We start from the raw sequence: 22,417 nt of genomic DNA on the forward strand, positions 1-22,417 counted from the left end.
AATGGCCGCCTACGGGGCTAGAGGAAATGGTTGAACAGGACGCCTGCCTGAGACGGGCGCGGGAGGAACCATGATCATCAAATCCAGCTTGGCGGCCGGATGCGCGGCTGCGGCTCTGCTCTTCGCCCCCGGCGCCGCCCTGGCCCAGGACGCCCAGGCTGCGCTAGAAGCGCGAATCGCCCAACTCGAAGCCGAGCTGAACGCGCTCAAGTCCGAAGTCGTCGCCGCCCGCACCCAGCAGGCCGCGCAGCAACAGGACATCATCCGGCTGGAGACACGTCCCGCGGCGCCCGTGCAGCAGGCCGCGGCGCCGGCCGCGCCCGCCGACGGCTTCCGGATCGGCGATCACACGGTCAAGTTCGGCGGTTTCGTGAAGGTCGACGCCTCGGCCTCCAGCTACTCCGGCGGCGACCCGGTCAACGGCGACGCCCTGCGTGAATTCCACATTCCCGGCTCCATCCCCATCGGCGGCGCCGACGAGGATACGGCGACCGATTTCAATGCGCGCCAGACCCGGTTCTGGTTGACGACCGATGGACTCGTGAGCGGTCACAAGGTCGGCACCCGGCTGGAAATGGACTTCCAGACCCTGCCCGGCACGGCGGACCAGCGCACCACCAGCCCCGCCAATCCGGCCCTGCGCCGCGCCTTCGTCACCATCGACAACTGGCTGATCGGCCAGGAGTGGACCAATTTCCAGAACACCGCAGTCCTGCCTGAATCCGCCGACTTCATCGGCGCGGCCGAGGGCACGGTCTTCGCGCGTCAGGTTCAGGTTCGATACACGCGCGGCCCCCTCTCCCTCTCGGTCGAGAATCCCGAGACGACCGTCACGCCCTTCAACGGCGGCGCCCGCGTTATCGCCGACGACAGCAGCCTGCCGGACTTCACCGCCCGCTACGCTGTCGCGCGTCCGTGGGGCGACGTTCAGTTCGCCGGCCTGCTGCGCCAGCTGAAGTACCAGAATCCCGCGACGGACATCGATTCCACCGCCACCGGCTGGGGCCTGTCCGCCTCGACCAAGATCAAGGTCGGCGCGAACGACGACATCCGCCTGATGGTGACCGGCGGCGAAGGGATCGGCCGCTATGTCGGGCTGAATTTCTCGAACGACGCCGTGCTCGACTCTTCGGGCGAACTGGAGGCCATCGGCGTCGTCGCCGGATTCGCCGCCTACCGGCACGTCTGGGCGCCCGGCTGGCGGTCCAGCCTGATCTGGTCCGCCCAGAACGTCGACAACGACACCTCGATCACCGGCCTTGCAGTCAATCGTTCGGCCCAGAGCATCCATGCGAATTTGATCTGGTCGCCGGTCAAGGCGTTTGATGTGGGCGCCGAGCTGATGTTCGCTGATCGTGAAATCGAATCCGGCGCGAACGGCGACATGACCCGACTGATCCTGTTCGCCAAATACGGTTTCTAAACAATGCTGGAGACGTCTCGCGTGCCCGATTCCGACCTGTATCCCGTTCCAGCAGACTTCGCCGCCCAGGCCCACATGGACCGGCAGGCCTATGAGGCGGCGCGGATCGCGGCGCGCGAGACGCCCGAAGCCTTCTGGTCCGAACAGGCCAAACGCCTCGACTGGATCAAGGCCCCGACCAAGATCAAGGACGTCTCATTCAGGAAGGAAGACTTCCGCATCCGCTGGTTCGAGGACGGCGTCCTGAACGTCGCCGCCAACTGTATCGACCGGCACCTGCCCCATCGCCAGGACGAGACGGCCATCATCTGGGAAGGCGACGACCCGGCCGACAGCCAGCACATAACCTACGGCCGTCTGCACGATGAAGTCGGCCGCATGGCCAATGTGCTGAAATCCCACGGCGCCAAGAAGGGCGACCGGATCACCATCTATATGCCGATGATCCCGGAGGCCGCCTACGCCATGCTGGCCTGTGCCCGCATCGGGGCGGTCCATTCGGTCGTCTTCGGCGGCTTCTCGCCTGACAGCCTGTGCGGCCGGATCGAGGACTGCGGCTCCACCCTGGTCATCACCGCCGACGAGGGCCTGCGCGGCGGCAAGGTCGTGCCGCTGAAGGCCAATGTCGATGCGGCCCTGGAGAAGGTGAAGGTCGACACCGTCCTGGTCATCCGCCGCACCGGCGCCGATGTGCCGATGATCGAAGGCCGCGACGTGGACTACGCCGTCGAGGCGGCCAAGGCCTCGACAGACTGCCCGCCTGAGCCGATGAACGCGGAAGATCCGTTGTTTATCCTCTACACCTCAGGTTCCACTGGAAAGCCGAAGGGCGTTCTTCACACGACCGGCGGCTATCTGTTCTGGGCCGCCTGGACGCATGAGCTGACGTTCGACTACCGCCCCGGCGAGGTCTTCTGGTGCACCGCCGACGTGGGCTGGGTCACGGGCCATTCGTATCTGGTCTATGGGCCTCTGGCCAACGCCGCCACGACCCTGATGTTCGAGGGCGTGCCCAACTATCCCGACGCCAGCCGGTTCTGGCAGGTAGTGGACAAGCATAAGGTCGAGGTCTTCTACACCGCCCCCACGGCCCTGCGCGCCCTGATGCGCGAAGGCGACGCGCCCGTTAAGGCCACGTCACGCAAGTCCCTACGGGTGCTCGGCACGGTCGGCGAACCGATCAATCCGGAGGCCTGGCGCTGGTATCACGAGGTGGTGGGCGACGGCCGCTGCCCCATCGTGGACACCTGGTGGCAGACCGAGACGGGCGGGCATCTGATCACTCCCCTGCCCGGCGCCACGGACCTAAAGCCCGGATCGGCCACTCTGCCCCTGCCCGGCGTCGAGCTTCAGATTGTCGATGCGGAGGGCCAGGAGCTGGTCGGCGCCGTGTCAGGCAGTCTATGCATCACCGACAGCTGGCCGGGTCAGATGCGCACCGTCTATGGCGACGACCAGCGGTTCTTTGAGACCTATTTCTCAACCTATCCGGGTCGGTACTTCACTGGCGACGGCTGCCGCCGGGACGCGGACGGCTATTACTGGATCACTGGTCGGGTCGATGACGTCATCAATGTCTCGGGCCACCGGATGGGCACGGCCGAGATTGAGAGCGCCTTGGTGTTGCACGACGACGTCGCCGAGGCGGCCGTGGTCGGATATCCTCATGATATCAAGGGGCAAGGCATCTACGCTTATGTGACGCTGAACAAGGGGGTGGATGCGACCGAGGATCTGCGCAAGGCCCTGGGCGCCCATGTCCGCCGCGAGATCGGGCCCATCGCCGCCCCCGACGTCATCCAATGGGCCCCCGGCCTGCCCAAGACCCGGTCGGGCAAGATCATGCGTCGCATCCTGCGCAAGATCGCCGAGAACGAAATTGGGTCACTGGGCGACACCTCGACCCTGGCTGATCCGTCCGTCGTCGAGGATCTGGTCAAGAACCGCGCCGGCTGAACAGGCCGGACTTGTGCGCCACGCCCGGCGTCGTCAAAACCAGAGCAAGAGGCAGGCTTTAGCGCCGAACGCCTCAGTCCTTGGGTGGAGACGACGAGATGACGATCCGGTTTGACGGTCAGGTGGCCATTGTGACGGGCGCGGGCGGCGGTCTGGGGCGGGAACACGCCCTGGCCCTGGCGGCGCGCGGGGCCAAGGTGGTGGTCAATGATCTGGGCGGGGCCCGCGACGGTTCCGGCGGCTTCGCCACCGCCGCCGAGGCCGTCGTGGCCGAGATCGAGGCGGCCGGCGGCGAGGCCATGGCCAATGCCGCCTCCGTGACCGACTTCGCCGCTGTTCAGGCCATGGTCGAGGCGGCCGTGGCGAAATGGGGGCGGGTCGATCTGCTGGTCAACAACGCCGGGGTGCTGCGGGACAAGAGTTTCGCCAAGATGGAGCTGGAGGATTTCCGCTTCGTTCTGGACGTCCATCTGATGGGGGCGGTTAACTGCACCAAGGCGGTGTGGGAGATCATGCGCGGCCAGAACTACGGCCGGATCGTCATGACCACCTCGTCGTCGGGACTGTACGGCAATTTCGGCCAGTCGAACTATGGCGCGGCCAAGATGGCGCTGGTCGGCCTGATGCAGACCTTGGCGATCGAGGGGGGCAAGAATGACATCCGCGTCAACTGCCTGGCCCCGACCGCCCATACCCGCATGACGGAAGACTTGGGCGCCGCCTTGCCGCTGGAGGCTCTGGCGCCGGAACTGGTGACGCCGGGCCTGCTGTATCTGCTCAGCCGGGACGCGCCCAGCCGCTGTATCCTGGCGGCGGGCGCCGGCGGGTTCGAACGGGCCTATGTGACCCTGACCGAGGGCGTCCACATCATGGGCGAGGATGCGCCGGAGCAGGTGGCGGCCCAGTTCGACGCCATCTCCGACCGCGCGAAAGAGATCGTGCCTGAGATGGGCGCCGCCCAGGGGATGATCGAACTGACGAAGGCCCAGAAGGCTCACGCCTCCTGAGCCGCATCAGTCGGCGCGGTCAGCCGATCGCGCCGACGCAGCCTTCCGCCTCGCCGGGGGTCAGTTCCGCCTCGGTCAGGGCGATGGTCCAGCCGTGGTGGGTGTTCAGACCCCAGCGACGCGCGCCGCCGCCGTCGCCCGCATCACCGCCTGCGGTGACGACCACGCGGCGGCCCCTCGGCAGGGCCGGCGGATCGATCTTGCCCACGGCCAGAGACGTCGGCGTCTCGCCGCCGTAACCGTCGAATACGCTCAGCATCGACCATTCGCGACGCAGGCCCATCCACCAGGCGTCCTCGGTGTTGATGGCCAGGACGGCGACGCCGTGACCTTCGGCGGCGAAGGCCAGGGCTTTTTGCGGGTCGCGAACCATCTTGATATCGGCAGCCGCGCCGAAGCGTTGGCGGGCGCCGTCATAGGCCCGGGTCGGTTCGATCGGGGCCCAGATCTGGACCTGGAGCCGGCCCTGGCGGGCCAGACCCCAGCCGACGATTTCGCGCCAGAGGTGCTCGACCGCTTCGGCGTTCTCGGGCTGGGCCTTGGACAGCATGCGCGACAGGACGGTCTGTTCGCGGTCGGGGCGCAGCTTGGTGTGGGGGCCGGTGGGGGCGTCCTTGGCGCGGCCGACGGTGGCGGCGACGGCGAGGCGTTGCTCGAACAGGGCCAGGATCTGGTCGTCGATGGCGTCGATCTCGGCGCGCAGGGCGGCCAGGGCCTGTTGTTCGGGGGTCAGTTCGACCACGTCAGGCCACACTTTCTGGACGTTGGAATTGGGCATGGGATTAGGCTTTCGGCAAAGGGAGGATTTCGATGTGCAGGGGCGGACAGCCGCTCTGGTCCAGAGCGGTCGCCGGCGAGACAGTCAGGGACGAAGAGCGCCCGACGCCTCAGCCGGCGTATCGAAAGCCGTAAAAGCCGTAGCCGAAATAGAGGCCGGAAACCGTGCGCGAACGGTCGAAGGAAACAGAAAGAACGCGCTGGCGGGACATGGGTCCGGGTCCGGTTATGCGGATCGATTGCGATCCGTGGGGCCTTAAAGCACGCAAAGACCGTGCGTCGTCAAGCCCCTGAGGCCGACAAGAGGACGAAACGCGTCCGGTTATCGCTGGAATCCTGAAGATCGTTGCGCAGGATCGACAGACCATATACCTCCGCCGCGCCCACCGGCGCTATGGCCGCCTGGGTCGGATCGCCCGCTTCGGCGACGTCACGGGCGGCGCCGGCGGTGTCGAAATGCTCGACCACCTTCAGCCTCAGCCCCTTCAGCGTCTGTTCGCACTGGGCCAGGGCGATGGGGTGGCTGAGCACCCGCTTCAGATCGGAGATCCGCGCCCCATCCAGCCCCATCAACGCGTGTCGGATCGGCCGCCAGGCCTCGGCGACGACCTTGAGGCCCGACTCGCGCACGAGAGTCGCAGCGGGCTCGACCACGCCGATGGACGAGTTTTCGACCGGGATCAGGGCGCAGTCGCAATCGCCGCTCTTCAAGGCGTCCAGAGCCGCCGCAAACGTCTCGAACGGCACGGCCGTGTCCCAGGGCCGCAGGACCGCGCAAGCCTCGTGGCTGAAGGCGCCCGGCGCGCCCTGATAGGCGACCCGGCCGGGCTTGTCATCTTGGTGCGCAGGCTTGTCCATGTTCGTCACTTCCGGGTTCTCGCCCGAAAGCCTTCCCTTTGGTAGGTCGCTGATCAGACGGAGCATACTTGTCCGAGCCGTGACCGTTTCGGGCCGTATCTGCGGCGCCGCTTTCATCGCCACAAGTCGAATGTGATCGGGAAGCGCTTTCGGGCGGCGCGAGGTCCGGCTAGCGTCGCAGTTCGTATCTCCCGGAGCCGCTCATGTCCGTCGTCTCTCGCTCCAGCCGTCGCGCCGTGTTGACGGGTCTGGCGGGAACCATCGCAGGCTGCGCCTCGACACCGGCCGTCTTGCCCGCGACTGGATTCGCACCACGGCGGATCGCGCCGATCCTGATGGCGCCCGAGCGGATCATCCGCATCACCGTCTGCACCCGACCCTTCCGCCCCACCGGCCCCCGCCTTGACGTGGAGTCGGTCGGCGAGACCAAGGTGGTGCACAACTATGGCCACGGCGGCAGCGGCTGGTCCCTGTCCTGGGGCTCCAGCGCCATCGCGGCGCGCAAGGCCATGGCCCTGGCCGGTCTGGCAGGAGTTCCGCCTGTCGTCGCCGTGATCGGCAGCGGCGCCCTGGGCCTGACCTCGGCCATTCAGCTCCAGCGGATGGGGGCGCGGGTGACCATCTACGCCCGCGAGCGCGCCGCCTTCACCCGGTCGATGCGCGCGACCGGCAGCTGGACGCCGGACAGCCGCATCGCCGACGCCGAACGCGTCTCGACCGAATTCCCGGCGCTGTGGGAGCAGATGGCGCGCGAGACCTATGCGACCCACCAGACCTATCTGGGCACGGAGGGCGACCCGGTCGTGTTCAGCGACCGCTATATCCTGTCTGGCGCAGCGGACCTGCCCCGTACGGCCGAACCGCCGCCGATCCGCACCGCGCCCGGCGTAAAACCGATCCGTTTCGCCGAATACAGGCTGGACGGTCTTGCGCCGCGATCCATCCCCCTCCCCGCCTCGGCCTCGCCCTTTCCGGTCAGGGAGACCCGGATGGTCAGCGCCATGCAGTTCAACGTCGCCGAACTGGCGCATCGGCTGGAGGCTGAGTTCCTGGCCCATGGCGGGCGGATCGAGACCCGCACCTTCAACACGCCGGCGGATCTGACGACCTTGTCCGAAAAGATCGTCGTCAACTGCACCGGCTATGGCGCAAAGGCCCTGTTCGAGGACAAGGAACTGATCCCCGTGCGCGGTCAGATCGCCTGGCTCGCGCCCCAGCCTGAGGCGAACTACGGCCTGCATTTCCGGGGCGTGACCGTGCTGTCACGCCCGGACGGGATCGTGGTTCAGGCCACTCGCAACGACATGAACGGCGTCGGCATAGACGACGAGACGCCGGACCGTGCCGAGGCGAACGCGACCATCGGCCTCGTCGCCCCGTTGTTTCCGTCGATCAGGCGGCTTCCGAGCGGCTGATCCGGCCCGACTTCAACCGTTCAGCCACCAGGAAGGCCAGCTCCAGCGCCTGGTCGGCGTTCAGGCGGGGGTCGCAGTGGGTGTGATAGCGGTTGGACAGGTCGTCCTCGGTCACGGCCTGGGCCCCGCCGATGCACTCGGTGACGTTCTGGCCGGTCATTTCCAGGTGGACGCCGCCGGGGTGGACGCCCTCGGATTCGGCCACGTCGATGAAGGTCCGCACCTCGCCCAGGATCCGGTCGAACGGCCGGGTCTTGTAGCCGTTGCCGGCCTTCAGCGTATTGCCGTGCATCGGGTCGATCGACCAGATGACCTTGCGGCCCGAGGCCTTCACTTCACGCATCAGCTTGGGCAGGCGCTCGCCGACCTTGTCGTGCCCGAAGCGGCCGATCAGGGTCAGACGACCCGAAACATTGTCCGGGTTCAGGGCGTCGATCAGAGGCAGCAGGTCGTCGGCCGTCATCGTCGGTCCGCATTTCACGCCGATGGGGTTCTTGATCCCCTTCATGAACTCGACGTGGGCGCCGTCCAGCTGGCGCGTGCGTTCGCCGATCCACAGCATGTGGGCCGAGGTGTCGAACCATTCGCCGGAACCGCCGTCCAGCCGCGTCAGGGCGCTCTCGACGTTCAGCAGCAGGGCTTCGTGGCTGGTGAAGACCTCGACCCGGCTCAGGTCCGGATGGGTCTCGGGCGTGACGCCGACGGCCTCCATGAAGGCCAGGGCCTCGGTGATCTTGTCCGCCAGTTCACGGTACTGGGCGCCGGCGGCGTTGTCGCCCGCGAAGCCCAGGGTCCAGCGGTGGATGTTGTAGAGGTCGGCATAGCCGCCGCCGGCGAACGCGCGCAGCAGGTTCAGGGTCGAGGCCGACTGGTTATAGGCGCGGATCAACCGTTGCGGATCGGGCGCGCGCTCTTCCGGCGTGAACCCCATGCCGTTGATGATGTCGCCGCGATAGCTGGGCAGTTCGACGCCGTCGATCTCTTCCAGCGGGGAAGAGCGCGGCTTGGCGAACTGGCCGGCGATACGCCCCACCTTCACGACCGGCTTGCGCCCGGCGAAGGTCAGGACGACCGCCATCTGCAGGATCAGGCGGAAGGTGTCCCGGATATTGTCGGTCGAGAACTCCTTGAAGCTCTCGGCGCAGTCGCCGCCCTGGAGCAGGAAGGCCTCGCCGCGTTCGACCTGAGCCAGTTTCGACGTCAGGCGGCGCGCCTCGCCGGCGAAGACGAGCGGCGGCAGGGCGCGCAGTTCGTCCTCGACCAGGGCCAGGGCGTTGGGATCTGGATAGTCCGCCGGCATGTGCAGGGCGGTCTTGGTTCTCCAGCTTTCGGGGGTCCAGCGTGTCATGGCGCAAGAATAGAGCTTTGCGGCCGCCCGAACAACGAAAACACGAATAGATTTTGCGGCGGAGTCTCAGTCCTCGGCGGGCGGCGCCTTTTCCGCCGCTTCCGCCGCCTTGCGTTCGGCCTTGGCGGCCGCCTTTTCCGCCGCCTTTATGGCCGCCGCGCGGTCACGTTCCTGACGTTCGAAACTGTAGTTGGGCTTGCGGGCCATGGCGTCCTCTTGGAGTCTGTCGTTGGGGCAAGGGTGGCGGTCCGGCGCGTGTGACGCAATCAGCAATTCGCTCTGCCTTCGGATTACAGGCTGCGGCGGCAGGCTACCGGCGGTGAAATTTCTACGACACAGGCCGGCGGCGCTGGCGCCTGCGGTCGGCCTCCCCATGTCCTGGGCGGGGGAATGAAACCGAGCGCCGGAGATGCGATATGGCGGCTTACGACCTGACCCTTGATGAGATGCTCGCCGATCCGATCGTGCGTCGCCTTATGGAGCGCGACGGCGTCGCGGAGGCCGAGGTGCGCGGCTTGGCGGACTATGTGCGGCGGCGGCGAAACGCTTCGTTCAATCTGAGGCCGCCCAGCCGGATCGCCGAGGAACCGCGCGCCTTCGAACCCTGACGAACCTCAGCGTCGCAAGTTTCTTGCTTCGGCCGGTTGTAAAGCGGCGCCGGACACATGTTTCGGCGAAAAAACGGGCTCAGAGATCATCTTTCTGTTTCGTCCGGTGCGCATCGGTGGCATCGCTGGCGCCCCCGTAATCCTCCACCCATGAAGATCGAGATGTCCGAAGAATTCTATCGCATGAAGCGCCTGCCTCCGTATGTGATTGCGGAGACCAACGCCATGCGAGCCGCCGCCCGTCAGGCCGGCGAGGACGTCATCGACCTCGGCATGGGCAACCCCGACCTGCCGCCGCCCCCCCACGTCATCGACAAACTGTGCGAAGTGGCGCGCAAGCCCGACGCCCACGGCTATTCGGCCTCCAAGGGCATCCCCGGTCTGCGCCGCGCCCAGGCCAACTACTATAGTCGCCGCTTCGGCGTGGATCTGGACCCCGAGACCGAGGTGATCGTCACCATGGGCTCGAAGGAAGGCCTGGCCAGTCTGGCGACCGCCATCACCGAGCCCGGCGACGTGGTTCTGGCGCCCAACCCGTCCTATCCGATCCACACCTTCGGCTTCATCATCGCCGGCGCCGCGATCCGCAGCGTGCCGACCACGCCGGACGAGCGCTATTTCGAAAGCCTCGAGCGGGCCATGGCCTATACGGTGCCGCGCCCCAAGGTTCTGGTGATGAACTATCCGTCGAACCCGACGGCGGAGACGGTCGACCTCGCCTTCTATGAGCGGGTCGTCGCCTTCGCCAAGGCCAACGACCTGTGGATCATCAGCGATCTGGCCTATTCCGAGCTCTATTACGACGGCAAACCCACCGTCTCGATCCTGCAGGTGCCGGGCGCCAAGGATGTGGCCGTCGAATTCACCTCGCTGAGCAAGACCTACAGCATGGCCGGCTGGCGCATCGGCTTTGCGGTGGGCAATCCCAAGCTGATCGCCGCCATGGCGCGGGTGAAGTCCTACCTCGACTACGGCGCCTATACCCCGATCCAAGCGGCGGCCGTCGCAGCCCTCAACGGGCCGCAGGACATCGTCGATCAGAACCGCGCCCTGTATCACCGTCGCCGGGACGTCCTGGTCGACAGTTTCGCCCGAGCCGGCTGGGACATCCCCAAGCCTGCCGCCTCGATGTTCGCCTGGGCGCCCCTGCCCCCGGCCCTGGCCCATCTGGGCAGTCTCGAGTTCTCAAAGCAACTGTTGACCCACGCCAAGGTCGCGGTCGCTGCGGGGGTCGGTTACGGCGAAAACGGCGAAGGTTTCGTCCGTATCGCCCTGGTAGAGAACGAACAGCGCATCCGCCAGGCTGGCCGCAATATCCGCACCTATCTGAAGTCGATGGGCGTGAACGTGCCCCCCAGTCGCGAAGTCGCAGACGTCTGATCGTCAAGGCGTTCAGAAGCCGGCTACGGCCGGCTTCTGACCTCCCAATCGAGGGTCCAGCGGTTCGGCCCCGCACGCTTCAGTTCACTCAAGACGGCCGGCACCTGGCGGTCCAGTCCGTCCAGCAGGGCTACGCCGTGACTGACCGAGGCGACGGTGGCGTTGGTCTGCCAGAATGGTCCGCCCAGGCCTCGCATCGAAAAACGAATATGGACGGTGTCGTTGACCTGGGGCATCGCGTGTCCATCGGCGGTCGCAAACAGCGCTGCGTCGCATGGGTGACGGAGAAGATGGTGGATGCGACAGGGATTGAACCTGTGACCCCCTCGGTGTGAACGAGGTGCTCTCCCGCTGAGCTACGCATCCATGCCTTGCGGAGGCGGCGACATAGCCCGGCCTTCCCCGCCGCGCAAGCGTCCGTTTCAGATTCCGGCGGCCTGCACGGTTTCCGGCGTCTCAGCCTCGGGATCGCCCGGCAGCCAGGCGACGTGACCATTGTAGACGGCCTCGTTCAGTATCCCCTCCTCCTTGGCCACCAGCACCGGGACCAGCATCTGGCCGGTCACATTGGTTGCGGTGCGCATCATGTCGATGATCCGGTCGATGGCCACGATATAGCCTATGCCTTCCAGCGGCAGGCCGGCGGTGGACAGGGTCAGCGTCAGCATGACGATGGAGGTGCCCGGCACGCCGGCGGTGCCCAGCGACCCCAGGACCGCCGTCAGCCCGATCAGGATGTACTGGGTCAGGGTCAGGTCGATCTGGAAATACTGGGCGATGAAGATCGAGGCGATGGCCGGATAGATGGCGCCGCAGCCGTCCATCTTCACATTGGCGCCTAACAGCACCGCGAAGGCGGCGTAGGCCTAGGGCACGCCCAGCCGCTCGACCGTCTGGCGCAGAGTGATCGGCAGGGTGCCTAAGGACGACGAAGTGGCGAAGGCCGTCTGCTGGGCCGCGAAGGCGCCGCGGAAGAAGCTGGCCGCCTTCAGGCCATGGAGCTTCAGCAGACCCGAATAGACGACCAGGATGTGGAACAGGCAGGCGGCGTAGATGGCCCCGATGAACTTCAGCAGCGGCAGCAGGGCCTCCCAGCCGTAACCGCCGACGACCGAGCCGATCAGGCCGAACACCCCGAACGGGGTCAGCTGAATCACCCATCGGGTGATGCGGAAGACAACTGAGGCGCCCTCGTCCACCAGCCGCCGCACGCCCTGGGCCCGGTCGCCCAACGCCACCAGGGCCATGCCGACCAGGGCGGAGAAGAAGATGATCTGCAGCACCTTGCCCTCGGCCAGGGCGGCGAAGGGATTGGTCGGCACCACCCCGATCAGTACGTCCAGCGGTGTCGGAATTACCCGCTCCTTGACCTCGCCCAGGGGCAGGTTGGACAGGCCCACGCCCGGATTGATGATATGGCCGAAGGCGAAACCGACCAGGACGGCCAGCAACGAGGTGATGGCGAACCAGACCAGGGTCCGCACGCCCAGCCGCACGGCCCCGGCGCCCTCCCCCAGCTTGGCGATCAAGCTGGCGATGGTGAACAGCACCAGGGGCGCCACCACCATGCGGATCAGGTTCAGATAGACGTCGCCTATGGGTTGGAGCCAGACGGTCGCCTGTTCGCGCAGGACCAGGCCGGCGACGACGCCCAGCGCAAAACCGGCGGCGGTGCGCTGCCACAGGGGAATCTTGAAGAAACGGGCGATCACGGGTTCATCCTCGACGACGGCCCGGATATCTGGCCACCGGAGCCGCGTTCCGTAACCGACCGTGCCGTGGATGCGACGCGAGTTTTTCTGTCGCCAGCTTTAAGCGGAGCGACAAAGGCTCAGAACGACAGGGCGCGCCGCACGTAGAAGTCCGAAAGAAGGCCGTCGATCGCCTCCTCGACATCCTCGAAGGCGTCAATAAGCACGTCCGCGCCCAGTTCCGCCGCCGGCACGGGCGTATAGCCGAAGGTGGCCAGGATGCACCCCATGCCGGCGTCGCGCGCCGCCTCGGCGTCGGGCGAGGCGTCTCCGACCATGATGGCCCGGGCGGGATCGCCGCCGACGCGGGTCACCGCCTCCTGCAGATGGGCGCCGGACGGCTTGCGCGCGCTGACCCGGTCCGGCCCGACTATGGCGGCGAAATGCCGGGCCAGGTCCAGCTTCTCCAGCAGCAGTTCCGACAGGTCCGACCGTTTGTTGGTCGCCACCGCCAGGATGGCGCCGCGGTCCTTCAGTCGTTCCAGGGTTTCGACCACGCCCTCGAATGGCCGGGACCCCTCGGCGATATGGCCGGCGTAATCGACCAGGAACCGGTCGAACAGGGCCTCTGACTTCGCCCGCTCGACCGAAGCCCCGGCCGCCTCGAAGCCGTGGACCAGCATCGCCCGCGCGCCGGATCCGATCAGGGTTTTCGCCGAGTTCATCGGCACGGGCGGCAGGCCTTCCTCGACCAGAAGACGGTTCAGGGTTCCGATCAGGTCCGGCGCGGAATCGACCAGGGTCCCGTCCAGATCGAACAGGATCGTCCAGCCTTCCAGATCGCGATCGGTCATCCACATCTCCCGCTGGCCCGCATGATGGGCTAGATCGCAGAACGACTAGCCGCCGGAACGATTCATGACCAGCCAGACGCGCCCCCGCGCCGCCATCATTCTCGCCGCCGGCCAGGGCACGCGGATGAAATCGCCCCTGCCCAAGGTGCTGCACCCGGTCGGCGGGCGGGCCATGCTGGACCACGCCATCGACGCCGCCGAAGCCCTGGGCTGCCAGCGGATCGTCGTGGTGGTCGGGACCCATTCGCCCGATGTCCGGGAACATGTCGTGAAGCGTCTGGGCGAGGCCGCCATCGCCGTCCAGGATCCGCCGCTCGGCACCGGCCACGCCGTCCGCGCCGCCGAACAGGCCCTGACCGGCTTCGATGGCGACGTCGTCGTCACCTATGGCGACGTCCCCCTGCTGAAGGCGGCGGACATCGCGCCGGTCTTCGGCGGCGACGGCGTCACCGTCATCGGCTTCCAGGCCCGCGATCCCGGCGCCTACGGCCGACTGATTATCGAAGGCGACACGCTTACGGCCATCACCGAAGCCAAGGAGGCCTCGGCCGAGGTCCTGGCGGTCACCGCCTGCAACTCCGGCGTCATGGCCGCCCCGGCCGCCCTGCTCTTCGCCCTGCTGGCCGATGTCCGCAACGACAACGCCAAGGGCGAATATTATCTGACCGACGTGGTGGAGCTGGCGCGAAAGGCCGGCCATCCGACCCGCGCCGTGTTCGCGGCCGAGGATTCGGTGATGGGCGTCAACGCCCAGGGCGAGCTGGCCCAGGCCGAGGCCCTGTTCCAGAAGGTGCAGCGCGAGACCTTCCTGGCCGCCGGCGTGACCATGAGCGCGCCCGACACCGTCCATTTCGCCTGGGACACTCAGGTCGGCGGGGGGACGGTCATCGAGCCCTTCGTGGTCTTCGGTCCCGGCGCGGTGATCGAGGGCGGCGCCCGCATCCGCAGCTTCAGCCACATCGAGGGCGCCCGCGTCGCCTCGGGCGCCGAGGTCGGCCCCTATGCCCGGCTGCGCCCCGGCGCGGACCTGGCCGAGGGGGTCAAGGTCGGCAATTTCGTCGAGGTCAAGAACGTCAAGATGGCCGAGGGGGCCAAGGCCAACCACCTGGCCTATCTGGGCGACGGCGCGGTCGGCGCGGGCGCCAACATCGGCGCGGGCACGATCTTCTGCAACTACGACGGCTTCAACAAGGCCAGTACCGAGGTGGGGGCCGGCGCCTTCGTCGGCTCCAACTCCAGCCTGGTCGCCCCCGTGGCGATCGGCGACGGCGCCATCGTCGCCTCAGGCTCGGTGATCACCGAGGACGTGCCCGCCGACGCCCTGGCGTTCGGCCGCGCCCGACAGACCCACAAACCCGGCGCGGGCGCAGCATTCCGCGAAAAGGCCAAAGCCAGAAAGGCCGCGAAAGCCAAGTGAGCGATCTCCAGAAAAAGAACGCCGGCGAAGCCGCCGCCGCCCATGTCGAGGCCGGCATGGTCGTCGGGCTCGGCACCGGTTCGACCGCCGCCTGGTTCGTCAAGGCGCTGGCGGCGCGCAACCTGCCCGGCCTGCGCTGCGTCCCGACCTCGGAAAAGACCGCCGACCTGGCGCGCGAACTGGGCCTGACCCTGTCGACGCTGGAGGACACGCCGCGCATCGACCTGACCGTCGACGGCGCCGACGAGGTCGGCCCCGGCCTGGCCCTGATCAAGGGCGGCGGCGCGGCCCTGCTGCGCGAGAAACTGGTGTGGGAAGCGTCCAGCCGCTGTATCGTCATCGCCGACGCCGCCAAGGTGGTGCCGGTCCTGGGGACCTTCCCCCTGCCGATCGAGGTCGTCGCCTTCGGTCACAAGACGACGGCCAACCGGATCGCGGACGTCCTGATCGACCATGACATCAACCAGCCGGCGCGTGTGCGGCAGGCGGATCGCGGCCTGGTGCGGACCGACGGCGGCAATCTGATCTATGACGCCGCCTGCAAGGCCATTCACGACCCCGTCCGGCTGGCCGATGATCTGAAGCTGATCACCGGCGTGGTCGAACACGGGCTTTTCCTGGACCTGGCGGATCTGGCGATTATTGGCACGGACGACGGGGTGGAAGTTAAGACGCCATGATCCGGTTTCTTTTCGCCGCTCTTTCACTTCAGGATGCGGCTTCGGCTGCGGCGCCCCCGGCGACCTCGGTGCGCCGGGCGCCCTTGGTCAGTTTCAGCGAACTGGGCGATGCTGCGGGCCACACCGGGCGGGCTGTGGTGGAGGCTACTCTCGGAGTAGATGGTAAATTTCGCGACGCCGAAATCAGGGAAAGCGCCAGGTCGCAGTTTCTCGATGCGGACGCTCTGTCCACGGTGCTCGAAGCCAAGGTGGGACAGAACCCCGCCCAACCCGTTCGCATCCGGATGACGGTGGAATTCCGACCGACCGATTTGCTGACCATGAGGTGTGACACCTTCGCGCGGCAAGTTCGCTGGTACGAGGCCGCATGGCCGGAACGGACGCAGAAGGACACAATCGTCTACGTCATGGCGTTGGGCTACGAAACCCTGAGCCGGCGGCAGGCACAGGGATTAAACGCCGCTTTGGCAGGCGTGCGCGGATTCGAGAGCGCGTTTTCTAAGACGGTTGATCGTTGCGAGCGTTCGCCGAGCGCACGTTTCACGACGATCCTGCACGACGAGATGAGGCAGTCTTCGTGACAAGGGCGTCAGGCGAAGTAAACGGTCTGGCAACCTTGTCCGCCAACCTTGTCCGCACGCGCCTCGGCGCCTAAGTCCGACAGCCTGCCCCGGCTTGACCGGAACCAATTTCAGACGATTCAGACTATTCAGACCCTGTTTTTCGAGTCTGAACGGAGCACCCGATGGCCGAATACGACTACGACCTTTTCGTCATCGGCGCAGGCTCCGGCGGGGTCCGCGCGGCCCGGCTGACGGCCCTGGGCGGCAAGAAGGTCGCGATCGCCGAGGAGTACCGTGTCGGCGGCACCTGTGTGATCCGGGGCTGCGTGCCCAAGAAATTCATGGTCATGGCCTCCGAAGTCAGCCACGCGCTGGAGATCGCCGAGGGCTATGGCTGGTCCTTCGACAACGCCCGCTTCGACTGGCCCACCTTCCTGGAGGCCAAGGATGTCGAGATCGCGCGCCTGTCCGGCATCTACGCCGCCAATCTGGGCAAGGCCGGGGTCGAGCTGGTCCACGGCCGGGCGGTGCTGAAGGACGCCCATACGGTCGAGATCATCGGCAAGAACCAGACCTTCACCGCCGAAAAAATCCTGATCGCCACAGGCGGACGCCCGTGGAAGCCGGAAGGCCTGGAGGGCATCGAATACGCCATCACCTCCGAAGAAGCCTTCCACCTGCCCGAACTGCCCAAGCGGATCCTGATCGCGGGCGGCGGCTATATCGCGGTCGAGTTCGCCGGCATCTTCGCCGGTCTGGGCGTCGAGACGACGCTGATCTACCGCGGCCCCAACATCCTGCGCGGCTTCGACGACGATGTGCGCGCCCATCTGGCCGGTGAGATCGAAAAGCGCGGCATCAAGGTGATCCTGGGCTGCCAACACGAGAAGATCGAGAAGACCGCCACCGGGCTGGTCAACCACCTCGGAAACGGCATGAAGCTGGAAACCGACGTGGTCATGTTCGCCACGGGCCGGATTCCCCACGTCAAGGACCTGGGTCTCGAGACTGCCGGTGTCGAACTGAACGACGAAGGCGCGATCAAGGTCGATCCGTATTCCAAGACGACGGCCGACAATATCTGGGCGCTCGGCGACGTGACCGATCGGATGAACCTGACGCCCGTCGCCATCCGCGAGGCGGTCGCCTTCCATGAAACCGTCTATCGCGGCAATCCCCAGCATTTCGACTACGAGGCCGTCGCGACCGCCGTCTTCAGCCAGCCGCCGGTCGGCGTCGTGGGCCTGTCGGAAGCCGAGGCCCGCCGCTCATGCCGGTCGGGGGTCGACGTCTATGTGACTCGTTTCCGGCCGATGAAATACGTCTTCACCGGCTCCGAGGAACGCGTGCTGATGAAACTGGTCGTCGACGCCGAGAGCCAGCGGGTGGTCGGCGTCCACATCGTCGGGCCGGACAGTCCCGAGATGATCCAACTCGCCGCCATCGCCGTGAAGGCCGGCCTGACCAAGGCCCAGTGGGACGCCACTTGCGCCGTCCACCCCACCATGGCTGAGGAACTGGTCACGCTGAAGGAGAAGCAGTCGAGCGCCACCTCGGCCGGCTAGGACCGTCTCAGTCCTCCGTACGGGCCGGTTTGCCGACGATATGAGGTCGCTCCCGGAACAGTTCGAGCAGGTCCAGCCGGGCCGCCTCGGGCGCCGGCGCGGCCTCCGGACCGTTGTTCCTGAACCACATCAGGCGGTTCTCCTGGCTTGAGACTCGCGGCCACTCGGGCCGCCCCACGCCGTTCGGGTCTCCGGAACGGGCGAAGGTGGTCCAGTAGGCCATCATCGCCGCAGAGGCCTCCCGGTCCACGTCTCGCACGGGATAGGGCAGCAGCGGCAGGGTCCCGAACACATAGGGGCGCTCGATGGCGTGGGTCGCCCCGCCGTGCGGCTCGGGATTGTCCGGGGAGGAGATGTCGAACCGGTAGAGATAGGCGTCATGGTCCGCGGCCGCGTGCCACCGCGCCAGCCGGCGCGCCGGCTCCGTGAAGACCGCGTCGGTCATGAAGCCCCGATCAAACCCCGCCTCCCCGCCGTAGGCCGCCGTGATCATGGCGCGCTCCAGCCAGGTCATGTCATCGTCGATCATGCCATAGCCGTTGCGGTCCGTCGGCTTCATCCACCAGAACTCGGCGCTGTTGGTGCCGATGATCAGAGGCGCCGGAGCCTGACGCCCGGCGCGGAAGGCGGCCTCGATGGTGGACGGCACGATCCGGCCGTCGATCAGGGTCAGATCGCCGTTGGCGAACACCGGCGCCGGGGTCAGCAGTTGCTCGACCGGCGCCGCCCTCAGGTCCGCCGCCGTCACCAGATTGTGTCCATGAGCCCAGACCTGGCCTCGCTCCCGCGCAGACGGCAGATCATAGGCGCCGCGGCGATCCAGCGGCGTCTGAAGCTCGCGTCCCAGCCCCGATTGCACGATGGCGCGCTCGAACAGGCCGCGGGCGGGCGGCGAGATCATCAGCCGGGTCACAATGGCCCCGCCAGCCGACTCGCCGAAGATGGTGACATTGGTCGGGTCGCCGCCGAAGGCGGAGATGTTCGTCTTGACCCAGTTCAGCGCGGCGATGACGTCCATCAGGCCGTAGTTGCCCGCCGGCTCGCCCGCGGGGCGTTCTGCCGCCAGGGCCGGGTGGTCGAAGAAGCCGAACCGCCCCAGCCGGTAGTTGAGGGTGACCACCACCATGCCCTGGCGCGCCAGAGGGGCGCCGTCATACAGCGCGGCGGTGCCCGATCCGTTGACCAGGCCGCCGCCATGGATCCAGACCATGACGGGTGCGGGGGAGCTGACGTCGACAGGCCGCCAGACATTGAGGTTGAGGCAGTCCTCGCTCATCGGCAGGGGCCCGACGCCGGGATCGCCCTGTGGCGTCGCCTGAATGCACAGCGGGCCATAGGTCGAAGCGTCCCGCTCGCCGTCCCAGCGGGGCGCCGCGCCCGGGGGGCGCCAGCGCCGCTCGGCCACCGGGGGCTCGGCATAGGGGATGTTCTTGAACGAGGCCACGCCCGCGTCGGATCGTCCCGCCAGAACCCCCTGTTCGATCTGGAGAACGGGCTGGTCAGCCAAAGGCTGATCTGTCGGTTGAGCCATCATGAGCGAGAGGGTGGCCAAGGCGCCGGCAAAAGTCATGCGTCGTGCTTAGCAAATTCTCCCGACACGCCAATGACGATCTAGTGAACCTTGTTTTCTGTGTACGCCGGCGAACCCTTTGGACCTTTGCGCGTTTGGGGTGAGTAGGGTCGGGGTATAGATTGACTGTAATGACTAAAATGGGCGCCTCAGCCGCCGACTTGGCGATTGCGTTCGAGGCCTCGCCGAACCCCTATGTGCTTCTGACGCCGGACCTGCGTATCGCCGACGTCAATCAAGCCTATGTCGACGTAACCGGCTCCCGTCGCGATGAAATCCTCGGCCAGGCGTTGTTCACCGCCTTCGACTCAGGCTCCAGCGAGAGCGCGCCGGAAAATGTGCGTCAGGTCCGAGCCTCCCTCGAAAAGGCGCGAGATACGCGACAGCGCGACCACCTCGCCCTCGTACGCTATGCGGTGCCCCGCCCCCGTCCCGATGGCAGCGCCGTCATCGAAGAACGAATCTGGAGCGCCACCCACACGCCCTTGCTGAACGCTAACGGGGACGTGGTGCTGCTGCTGCAGCACACCACGGACATCACCGATCTTGCGCCCGCTCTTCGTCCGGAAGCGCCCGTCACGGCGCTTGACGCCATCATTGGCGGCTCCGTTCTCCGTCGCGCCCAGTCGGTTCAGGAAGACAACCGACGGCTGGAGATCGAGCGCAACCGCCTGGTCGAAATCTTCATGCAGGCGCCGGGCTTCGTGGCCATCCTGACCGGACGCGATCATCGCGTCCAGATGCACAATCACGCCTATGGGCGATTGATCGGCCATCGCGACATCGCCGGAAAACCTCTGCGAGAGGCCCTGCCGGAGCTAGCCGGACAAGGATTTCAAGAGGTTCTCGACACCGTCTTCGAAACGGGCGAGCCCTATGAGGGTCGCGAGAGCCGGGCCCTGCTCCAGCGGACCCCCGGCGGGCCACTGGACACCCTCTATCTGAACTTCATCTTTCAGCCGATCCGCGACGAGAACGGCTCCGTCGTCGGAATCTTCGTCCAGGGGCACGACGTCACCGAGAACGTCCTGGCGGCGCAGCGCCAAAAACTGATGATCGACGAGTTGAACCATCGGGTGAAGAACACCCTGGCCACGGTCCAGTCGATCGCCATCCAGACCGCGCGGTCGCACCGAGACCCCGCCACCTTCGCCGAGAGTTTCCAGTCCCGGATACTGGCGCTTTCCCATACCCATGATCTGCTGACGCAAACCCATTGGGAAGGCGCAGATCTCAGAGCCATGCTCGAACATGAGACGGAAGCCTTCGGACCGTCCCGCATCAGCCTGAACGGACCGGCCGTTCCCCTTCTACCGGCGACGGCTCTGTCCCTCGGCATGATCATCCATGAGTTGGCCACCAACGCCGCCAAGTTCGGCGCCCTCTCGGTTCCGGATGGACGAATCCTGATCGATTGGGGCGTGCGGGATCAACGCGACCGCCATCTGAGGCTGAGCTGGCGCGAAATCGACGGGCCGAAAGTTACGTTACCGGACAGAAGAGGCTTCGGTAGTCGATTGATTGAACGAAACATTCGTCATGATCTGGCGGGTGAGATAGATCTGGTTTACGCCAAAGACGGATTCATTGCGGAACTGACGGTTCCGCTCGACAGGACGCCCGGCTCATGACCCAACCGCTTAACGGCCGCCGTGTGCTCGTGGTGGAGGACGAGTCGCTCGTCGCCATGTTGCTCGAGACCATTCTCGAGGACATGGAGTGTATTCCCGTCGGTCCCGCGTCCAATATCGACGACGGCGAAGCCATGGCCCGCGACACCGTGGACCTCGACGCCGCCCTGCTGGACGTTAATGTCGCCGGGCGTCAGGTCTTCCCGGTCGCCGAGGCCTTGAGAGCGCGGGGCGTGCCCTTCGTCTTCTCGACCGGCTATGGTGAAGGCGGCCTGCCGGAGGAATGGCGCGGTGCGGCGACCATCCAGAAGCCCTTCACCGAGGCCGCCGTCCGCGACGCCCTGATGAAGGCGATGGGCGTCGCCCAGGTTTAGCGTCCCAGGTCTAGCGTCTCAGGTCTCGCAAGACCGCCATCGCCGCATTGCGGCCCGGCGCCCCGGTGACGCCTCCGCCCGGGTGGGCGCCGGATCCGCAGAGGTACAGCCCTGAAACCGGCATCCGGTAGTCGGCGTGGCCCAGGACGGGCCTGGCGCTGAACAGCTGGTCCAGGGTGAGCCGACCGTGGAATATGTCGCCTCCGACCAGACCGAAACGGCGCTCGAGATCGCGCGGTCCCAGCGCCAGCCGCGCCACGACCGAAGCCTTGAACCCCGGGGCGTGAGCGTCGACTGTCTGGATCATCAGATCGGCGACGGTATCGCGGTGCGCGTCGGCCAGATCCGGCGACACATGTTGGCAGAAGAGGCTGGCCACATGGGCCCCGTCCGGCGCGAGACTGTCGTCGAGGGTGGAAGGGATCAGCATCTCGACGATCGGTTTCGAGGACCAGCCGTTCAGCCGCGCCTCGGCGTGGGCCCGATCCATATAGGCCAGACTGGGTCCTATGATGATGCCCGCCGTCAGGTGATCGCCTGATCCAGGCAGAGCCGTGAAGCGCGGCAACTCCGACAAGGCGACATTCATTCGGAAGGTCCCCGATCCCGACGCGTACCGCCCCATTCGTTCCGCGAAGTCCGGGGGGACGAGCGCCGGATCGACGAGCGTCTCGAACAACAGCCGGGGATGAAGATTGGACACCACGGCCCGAGCATTCACGACCGCGCCCGATGCGGTCACAACCCCGACCGCCCTTCCCTTTCCAGCCAGGATCTCGGTGACGGGGGAATTCAACCGGATATCGACATCATGCTCCGCGCAGGCCCGGGCCATGGCCTGGGTGATCGCCCCCATCCCGCCCAGCGCATGGCCCCAGACTCCCTTCTTTCCGTTCACTTCGCCGAAGACATGATGAAGAAGCACATAGGCGGAGCCCGGCGTGTAGGGGCTGGCGTAGTGGCCGACGATGCTGTCGAAGCCGAACAGGGCCTTGATCGGTTCGCTTTCGAACCAGCCGTCCAGCCAGTCGCCCGCCGACTTGGCGAACAGATCCAGAAGGTCGCGCCGCCCAGTCTGATCAAGCCCCGCCAGACGCCGCCCGAGCCGTCCGGCCCCCCGCCGCCAGATAGCGGCCGTCTTCCAGCGCCCCCTGTTGGCCCTCAGGTCCATCGCACGCGTCAGGCCGCTGTCGATCATCAGATCCGCGCCGATGACCCCGTGTCGCTCGACGAAGCTCAGTCGGGGAAGATCCGTGGCCAGGTCCGCCTCGTCGACCACGCCGAGCCACCGTCCCTGCCC

The 22,417-nt window shown here is 66.6% G+C and carries 19 protein-coding genes, 1 tRNA gene and 2 pseudogenes; 12 read left to right on the top strand and 10 right to left on the bottom strand.

The annotated features are described in order from the left end of the window. The first annotated feature begins 70 nt into the window (after positions 1–70). The 3 genes from ACVPT3_RS08415 (at position 71) to ACVPT3_RS08425 (ending at position 4,386) form a co-directional block, all read left to right on the top strand. A complete protein-coding gene (locus ACVPT3_RS08415) occupies positions 71–1,423 on the top strand; it encodes a DcaP family trimeric outer membrane transporter (protein WP_492043683.1) in 1,353 nt (450 codons plus the stop codon). 3 nt (positions 1,424–1,426) lie between these two features. Beyond that, positions 1,427–3,379 (top strand): acetate--CoA ligase, encoded by a 1,953-nt coding sequence (gene acs / locus ACVPT3_RS08420; RefSeq protein ID WP_492043684.1) that lies wholly within the window; start codon positions 1,427–1,429, stop codon positions 3,377–3,379. Between the two features lie 98 nt (positions 3,380–3,477). Beyond that, on the top strand, positions 3,478–4,386 hold the full coding sequence (locus tag ACVPT3_RS08425) for an SDR family NAD(P)-dependent oxidoreductase (protein WP_492043685.1): 909 nt from the start codon (positions 3,478–3,480) through the stop codon (positions 4,384–4,386). Between the two features lie 19 nt (positions 4,387–4,405). Here ACVPT3_RS08425 and ACVPT3_RS08430 read toward each other — a convergent pair whose 3' ends face one another. Next, positions 4,406–5,164: a chorismate mutase gene (locus tag ACVPT3_RS08430; RefSeq protein ID WP_492043686.1), complete on the bottom strand. Its 759-nt coding sequence runs from the start codon at positions 5,162–5,164 to the stop codon at positions 4,406–4,408. Positions 5,165–5,445: 281 nt separating this feature from the next. Further along, entirely contained in the window at positions 5,446–6,087 is a 642-nt protein-coding gene (locus ACVPT3_RS08435) for a prephenate dehydratase domain-containing protein (RefSeq protein WP_492043687.1), read from the bottom strand. Positions 6,088–6,224: 137 nt separating this feature from the next. On the opposite strand from ACVPT3_RS08435, the gene ACVPT3_RS08440 reads away from it, so the two are divergent. Then, on the top strand, positions 6,225–7,436 hold the full coding sequence (locus tag ACVPT3_RS08440) for an FAD-dependent oxidoreductase (protein ID WP_492043688.1): 1,212 nt from the start codon (positions 6,225–6,227) through the stop codon (positions 7,434–7,436). Here ACVPT3_RS08440 and ACVPT3_RS08445 read toward each other — a convergent pair. Together ACVPT3_RS08445 and ACVPT3_RS08450 are read right to left on the bottom strand one after the other, a co-directional pair. Continuing rightward, positions 7,414–8,784: a class II 3-deoxy-7-phosphoheptulonate synthase gene (locus tag ACVPT3_RS08445; RefSeq protein WP_492043689.1), complete on the bottom strand. Its 1,371-nt coding sequence runs from the start codon at positions 8,782–8,784 to the stop codon at positions 7,414–7,416. The genes ACVPT3_RS08440 and ACVPT3_RS08445 overlap by 23 nt on opposite strands. A 66-nt stretch (positions 8,785–8,850) precedes the next feature. Continuing rightward, the gene (locus tag ACVPT3_RS08450; RefSeq protein WP_492043690.1) at positions 8,851–8,991 is read right to left on the bottom strand and encodes a hypothetical protein; all 141 of its coding nucleotides are present in this window, start codon (positions 8,989–8,991) and stop codon (positions 8,851–8,853) included. Between the two features lie 209 nt (positions 8,992–9,200). On the opposite strand from ACVPT3_RS08450, the gene ACVPT3_RS08455 reads away from it, so the two are divergent. Continuing rightward, positions 9,201–9,392, top strand: a complete 192-nt coding sequence (locus tag ACVPT3_RS08455) for a hypothetical protein (RefSeq protein WP_492043691.1) — start codon at positions 9,201–9,203, stop codon at positions 9,390–9,392. 162 nt (positions 9,393–9,554) lie between these two features. Continuing rightward, positions 9,555–10,772: an LL-diaminopimelate aminotransferase gene (locus ACVPT3_RS08460; protein WP_492043692.1), complete on the top strand. Its 1,218-nt coding sequence runs from the start codon at positions 9,555–9,557 to the stop codon at positions 10,770–10,772. A 23-nt stretch (positions 10,773–10,795) separates the two neighbouring features. Here ACVPT3_RS08460 and ACVPT3_RS08465 read toward each other — a convergent pair whose 3' ends face one another. From ACVPT3_RS08465 to ACVPT3_RS08480, 4 genes and pseudogenes are all read right to left on the bottom strand, one after another. Then, entirely contained in the window at positions 10,796–11,008 is a 213-nt protein-coding gene (locus ACVPT3_RS08465) for a hypothetical protein (RefSeq protein ID WP_492043693.1), read from the bottom strand. A 55-nt stretch (positions 11,009–11,063) separates the two neighbouring features. Beyond that, positions 11,064–11,138: transfer RNA gene (locus tag ACVPT3_RS08470), tRNA-Val, on the bottom strand. Positions 11,139–11,194: 56 nt separating this feature from the next. Further along, positions 11,195–12,484 (bottom strand): annotated as a pseudogene (locus ACVPT3_RS08475) (dicarboxylate/amino acid:cation symporter). A 119-nt stretch (positions 12,485–12,603) separates the two neighbouring features. Continuing rightward, positions 12,604–13,317 (bottom strand): HAD-IA family hydrolase, encoded by a 714-nt coding sequence (locus ACVPT3_RS08480; RefSeq protein ID WP_492043694.1) that lies wholly within the window; start codon positions 13,315–13,317, stop codon positions 12,604–12,606. A gap of 64 nt (positions 13,318–13,381) precedes the next feature. Here ACVPT3_RS08480 and glmU point away from each other — a divergent pair, with 64 nt between their 5' ends. The 4 genes from glmU to gor all read left to right on the top strand — a co-directional run bounded on the left by glmU (position 13,382) and on the right by gor (position 17,542). Continuing rightward, entirely contained in the window at positions 13,382–14,734 is a 1,353-nt protein-coding gene (gene glmU, locus ACVPT3_RS08485) for a bifunctional UDP-N-acetylglucosamine diphosphorylase/glucosamine-1-phosphate N-acetyltransferase GlmU (RefSeq protein WP_492043695.1), read from the top strand. Then, on the top strand, positions 14,731–15,414 hold the full coding sequence (gene rpiA / locus ACVPT3_RS08490; RefSeq protein WP_492043696.1) for a ribose-5-phosphate isomerase RpiA: 684 nt from the start codon (positions 14,731–14,733) through the stop codon (positions 15,412–15,414). Before glmU ends, rpiA begins: the two co-directional genes overlap by 4 nt. Continuing rightward, positions 15,411–15,995 (top strand): energy transducer TonB family protein, encoded by a 585-nt coding sequence (locus ACVPT3_RS08495; protein ID WP_492043697.1) that lies wholly within the window; start codon positions 15,411–15,413, stop codon positions 15,993–15,995. The genes rpiA and ACVPT3_RS08495 overlap by 4 nt, the downstream gene beginning before the upstream one ends. Positions 15,996–16,159: 164 nt before the next feature. Next, positions 16,160–17,542, top strand: coding sequence for a glutathione-disulfide reductase (gor, locus tag ACVPT3_RS08500; protein ID WP_492043698.1), 1,383 nt, complete (start codon positions 16,160–16,162; stop codon positions 17,540–17,542). 7 nt (positions 17,543–17,549) lie between these two features. Here gor and ACVPT3_RS08505 read toward each other — a convergent pair whose 3' ends face one another. Next, complete coding sequence (locus tag ACVPT3_RS08505) at positions 17,550–19,049, bottom strand: carboxylesterase/lipase family protein (RefSeq protein WP_492043699.1); 1,500 nt, start codon at positions 19,047–19,049, stop codon at positions 17,550–17,552. A 194-nt stretch (positions 19,050–19,243) separates the two neighbouring features. On the opposite strand from ACVPT3_RS08505, the gene ACVPT3_RS08510 reads away from it, so the two are divergent. Both ACVPT3_RS08510 and ACVPT3_RS08515 read left to right on the top strand, forming a co-directional pair. After that, complete coding sequence (locus ACVPT3_RS08510) at positions 19,244–20,743, top strand: sensor histidine kinase (RefSeq protein ID WP_492043700.1); 1,500 nt, start codon at positions 19,244–19,246, stop codon at positions 20,741–20,743. Further along, positions 20,740–21,117: a response regulator gene (locus ACVPT3_RS08515; RefSeq protein ID WP_492043701.1), complete on the top strand. Its 378-nt coding sequence runs from the start codon at positions 20,740–20,742 to the stop codon at positions 21,115–21,117. The genes ACVPT3_RS08510 and ACVPT3_RS08515 overlap by 4 nt, the downstream gene beginning before the upstream one ends. 10 nt (positions 21,118–21,127) lie before the next feature. Here ACVPT3_RS08515 and ACVPT3_RS08520 read toward each other — a convergent pair. Then, positions 21,128–22,225: pseudogene (locus ACVPT3_RS08520) on the bottom strand (phytoene desaturase family protein); the annotation flags it as partial. Between the last annotated feature and the right edge of the window lie 192 nt (positions 22,226–22,417).

Source organism: Brevundimonas sp. FV1ps31S (assembly GCF_058681265.1).

Excerpts from the sequence above, each read along its gene's own strand:
- ACVPT3_RS08460 (WP_492043692.1), top strand. The coding sequence starts at position 9,555 with ATGTCCGAAGAATTCTATCGCATGAAGCGCCTGCCTCCGTATGTGATT.
- ACVPT3_RS08480 (WP_492043694.1), bottom strand. The coding sequence starts at position 13,317 with ATGACCGATCGCGATCTGGAAGGCTGGACGATCCTGTTCGATCTGGAC.
- acs (WP_492043684.1), top strand. The coding sequence starts at position 1,427 with ATGCTGGAGACGTCTCGCGTGCCCGATTCCGACCTGTATCCCGTTCCA.
- ACVPT3_RS08510 (WP_492043700.1), top strand. The coding sequence starts at position 19,244 with ATGACTAAAATGGGCGCCTCAGCCGCCGACTTGGCGATTGCGTTCGAG.
- ACVPT3_RS08415 (WP_492043683.1), top strand. The coding sequence starts at position 71 with ATGATCATCAAATCCAGCTTGGCGGCCGGATGCGCGGCTGCGGCTCTG.
- ACVPT3_RS08445 (WP_492043689.1), bottom strand. The coding sequence starts at position 8,784 with ATGACACGCTGGACCCCCGAAAGCTGGAGAACCAAGACCGCCCTGCAC.
- ACVPT3_RS08430 (WP_492043686.1), bottom strand. The coding sequence starts at position 5,164 with ATGCCCAATTCCAACGTCCAGAAAGTGTGGCCTGACGTGGTCGAACTG.
- ACVPT3_RS08440 (WP_492043688.1), top strand. The coding sequence starts at position 6,225 with ATGTCCGTCGTCTCTCGCTCCAGCCGTCGCGCCGTGTTGACGGGTCTG.
- ACVPT3_RS08465 (WP_492043693.1), bottom strand. The coding sequence starts at position 11,008 with ATGCCCCAGGTCAACGACACCGTCCATATTCGTTTTTCGATGCGAGGC.
- ACVPT3_RS08515 (WP_492043701.1), top strand. The coding sequence starts at position 20,740 with ATGACCCAACCGCTTAACGGCCGCCGTGTGCTCGTGGTGGAGGACGAG.
- ACVPT3_RS08425 (WP_492043685.1), top strand. The coding sequence starts at position 3,478 with ATGACGATCCGGTTTGACGGTCAGGTGGCCATTGTGACGGGCGCGGGC.
- ACVPT3_RS08495 (WP_492043697.1), top strand. The coding sequence starts at position 15,411 with ATGATCCGGTTTCTTTTCGCCGCTCTTTCACTTCAGGATGCGGCTTCG.
- ACVPT3_RS08435 (WP_492043687.1), bottom strand. The coding sequence starts at position 6,087 with ATGCTCCGTCTGATCAGCGACCTACCAAAGGGAAGGCTTTCGGGCGAG.
- gor (WP_492043698.1), top strand. The coding sequence starts at position 16,160 with ATGGCCGAATACGACTACGACCTTTTCGTCATCGGCGCAGGCTCCGGC.
- ACVPT3_RS08450 (WP_492043690.1), bottom strand. The coding sequence starts at position 8,991 with ATGGCCCGCAAGCCCAACTACAGTTTCGAACGTCAGGAACGTGACCGC.
- ACVPT3_RS08455 (WP_492043691.1), top strand. The coding sequence starts at position 9,201 with ATGGCGGCTTACGACCTGACCCTTGATGAGATGCTCGCCGATCCGATC.
- glmU (WP_492043695.1), top strand. The coding sequence starts at position 13,382 with ATGACCAGCCAGACGCGCCCCCGCGCCGCCATCATTCTCGCCGCCGGC.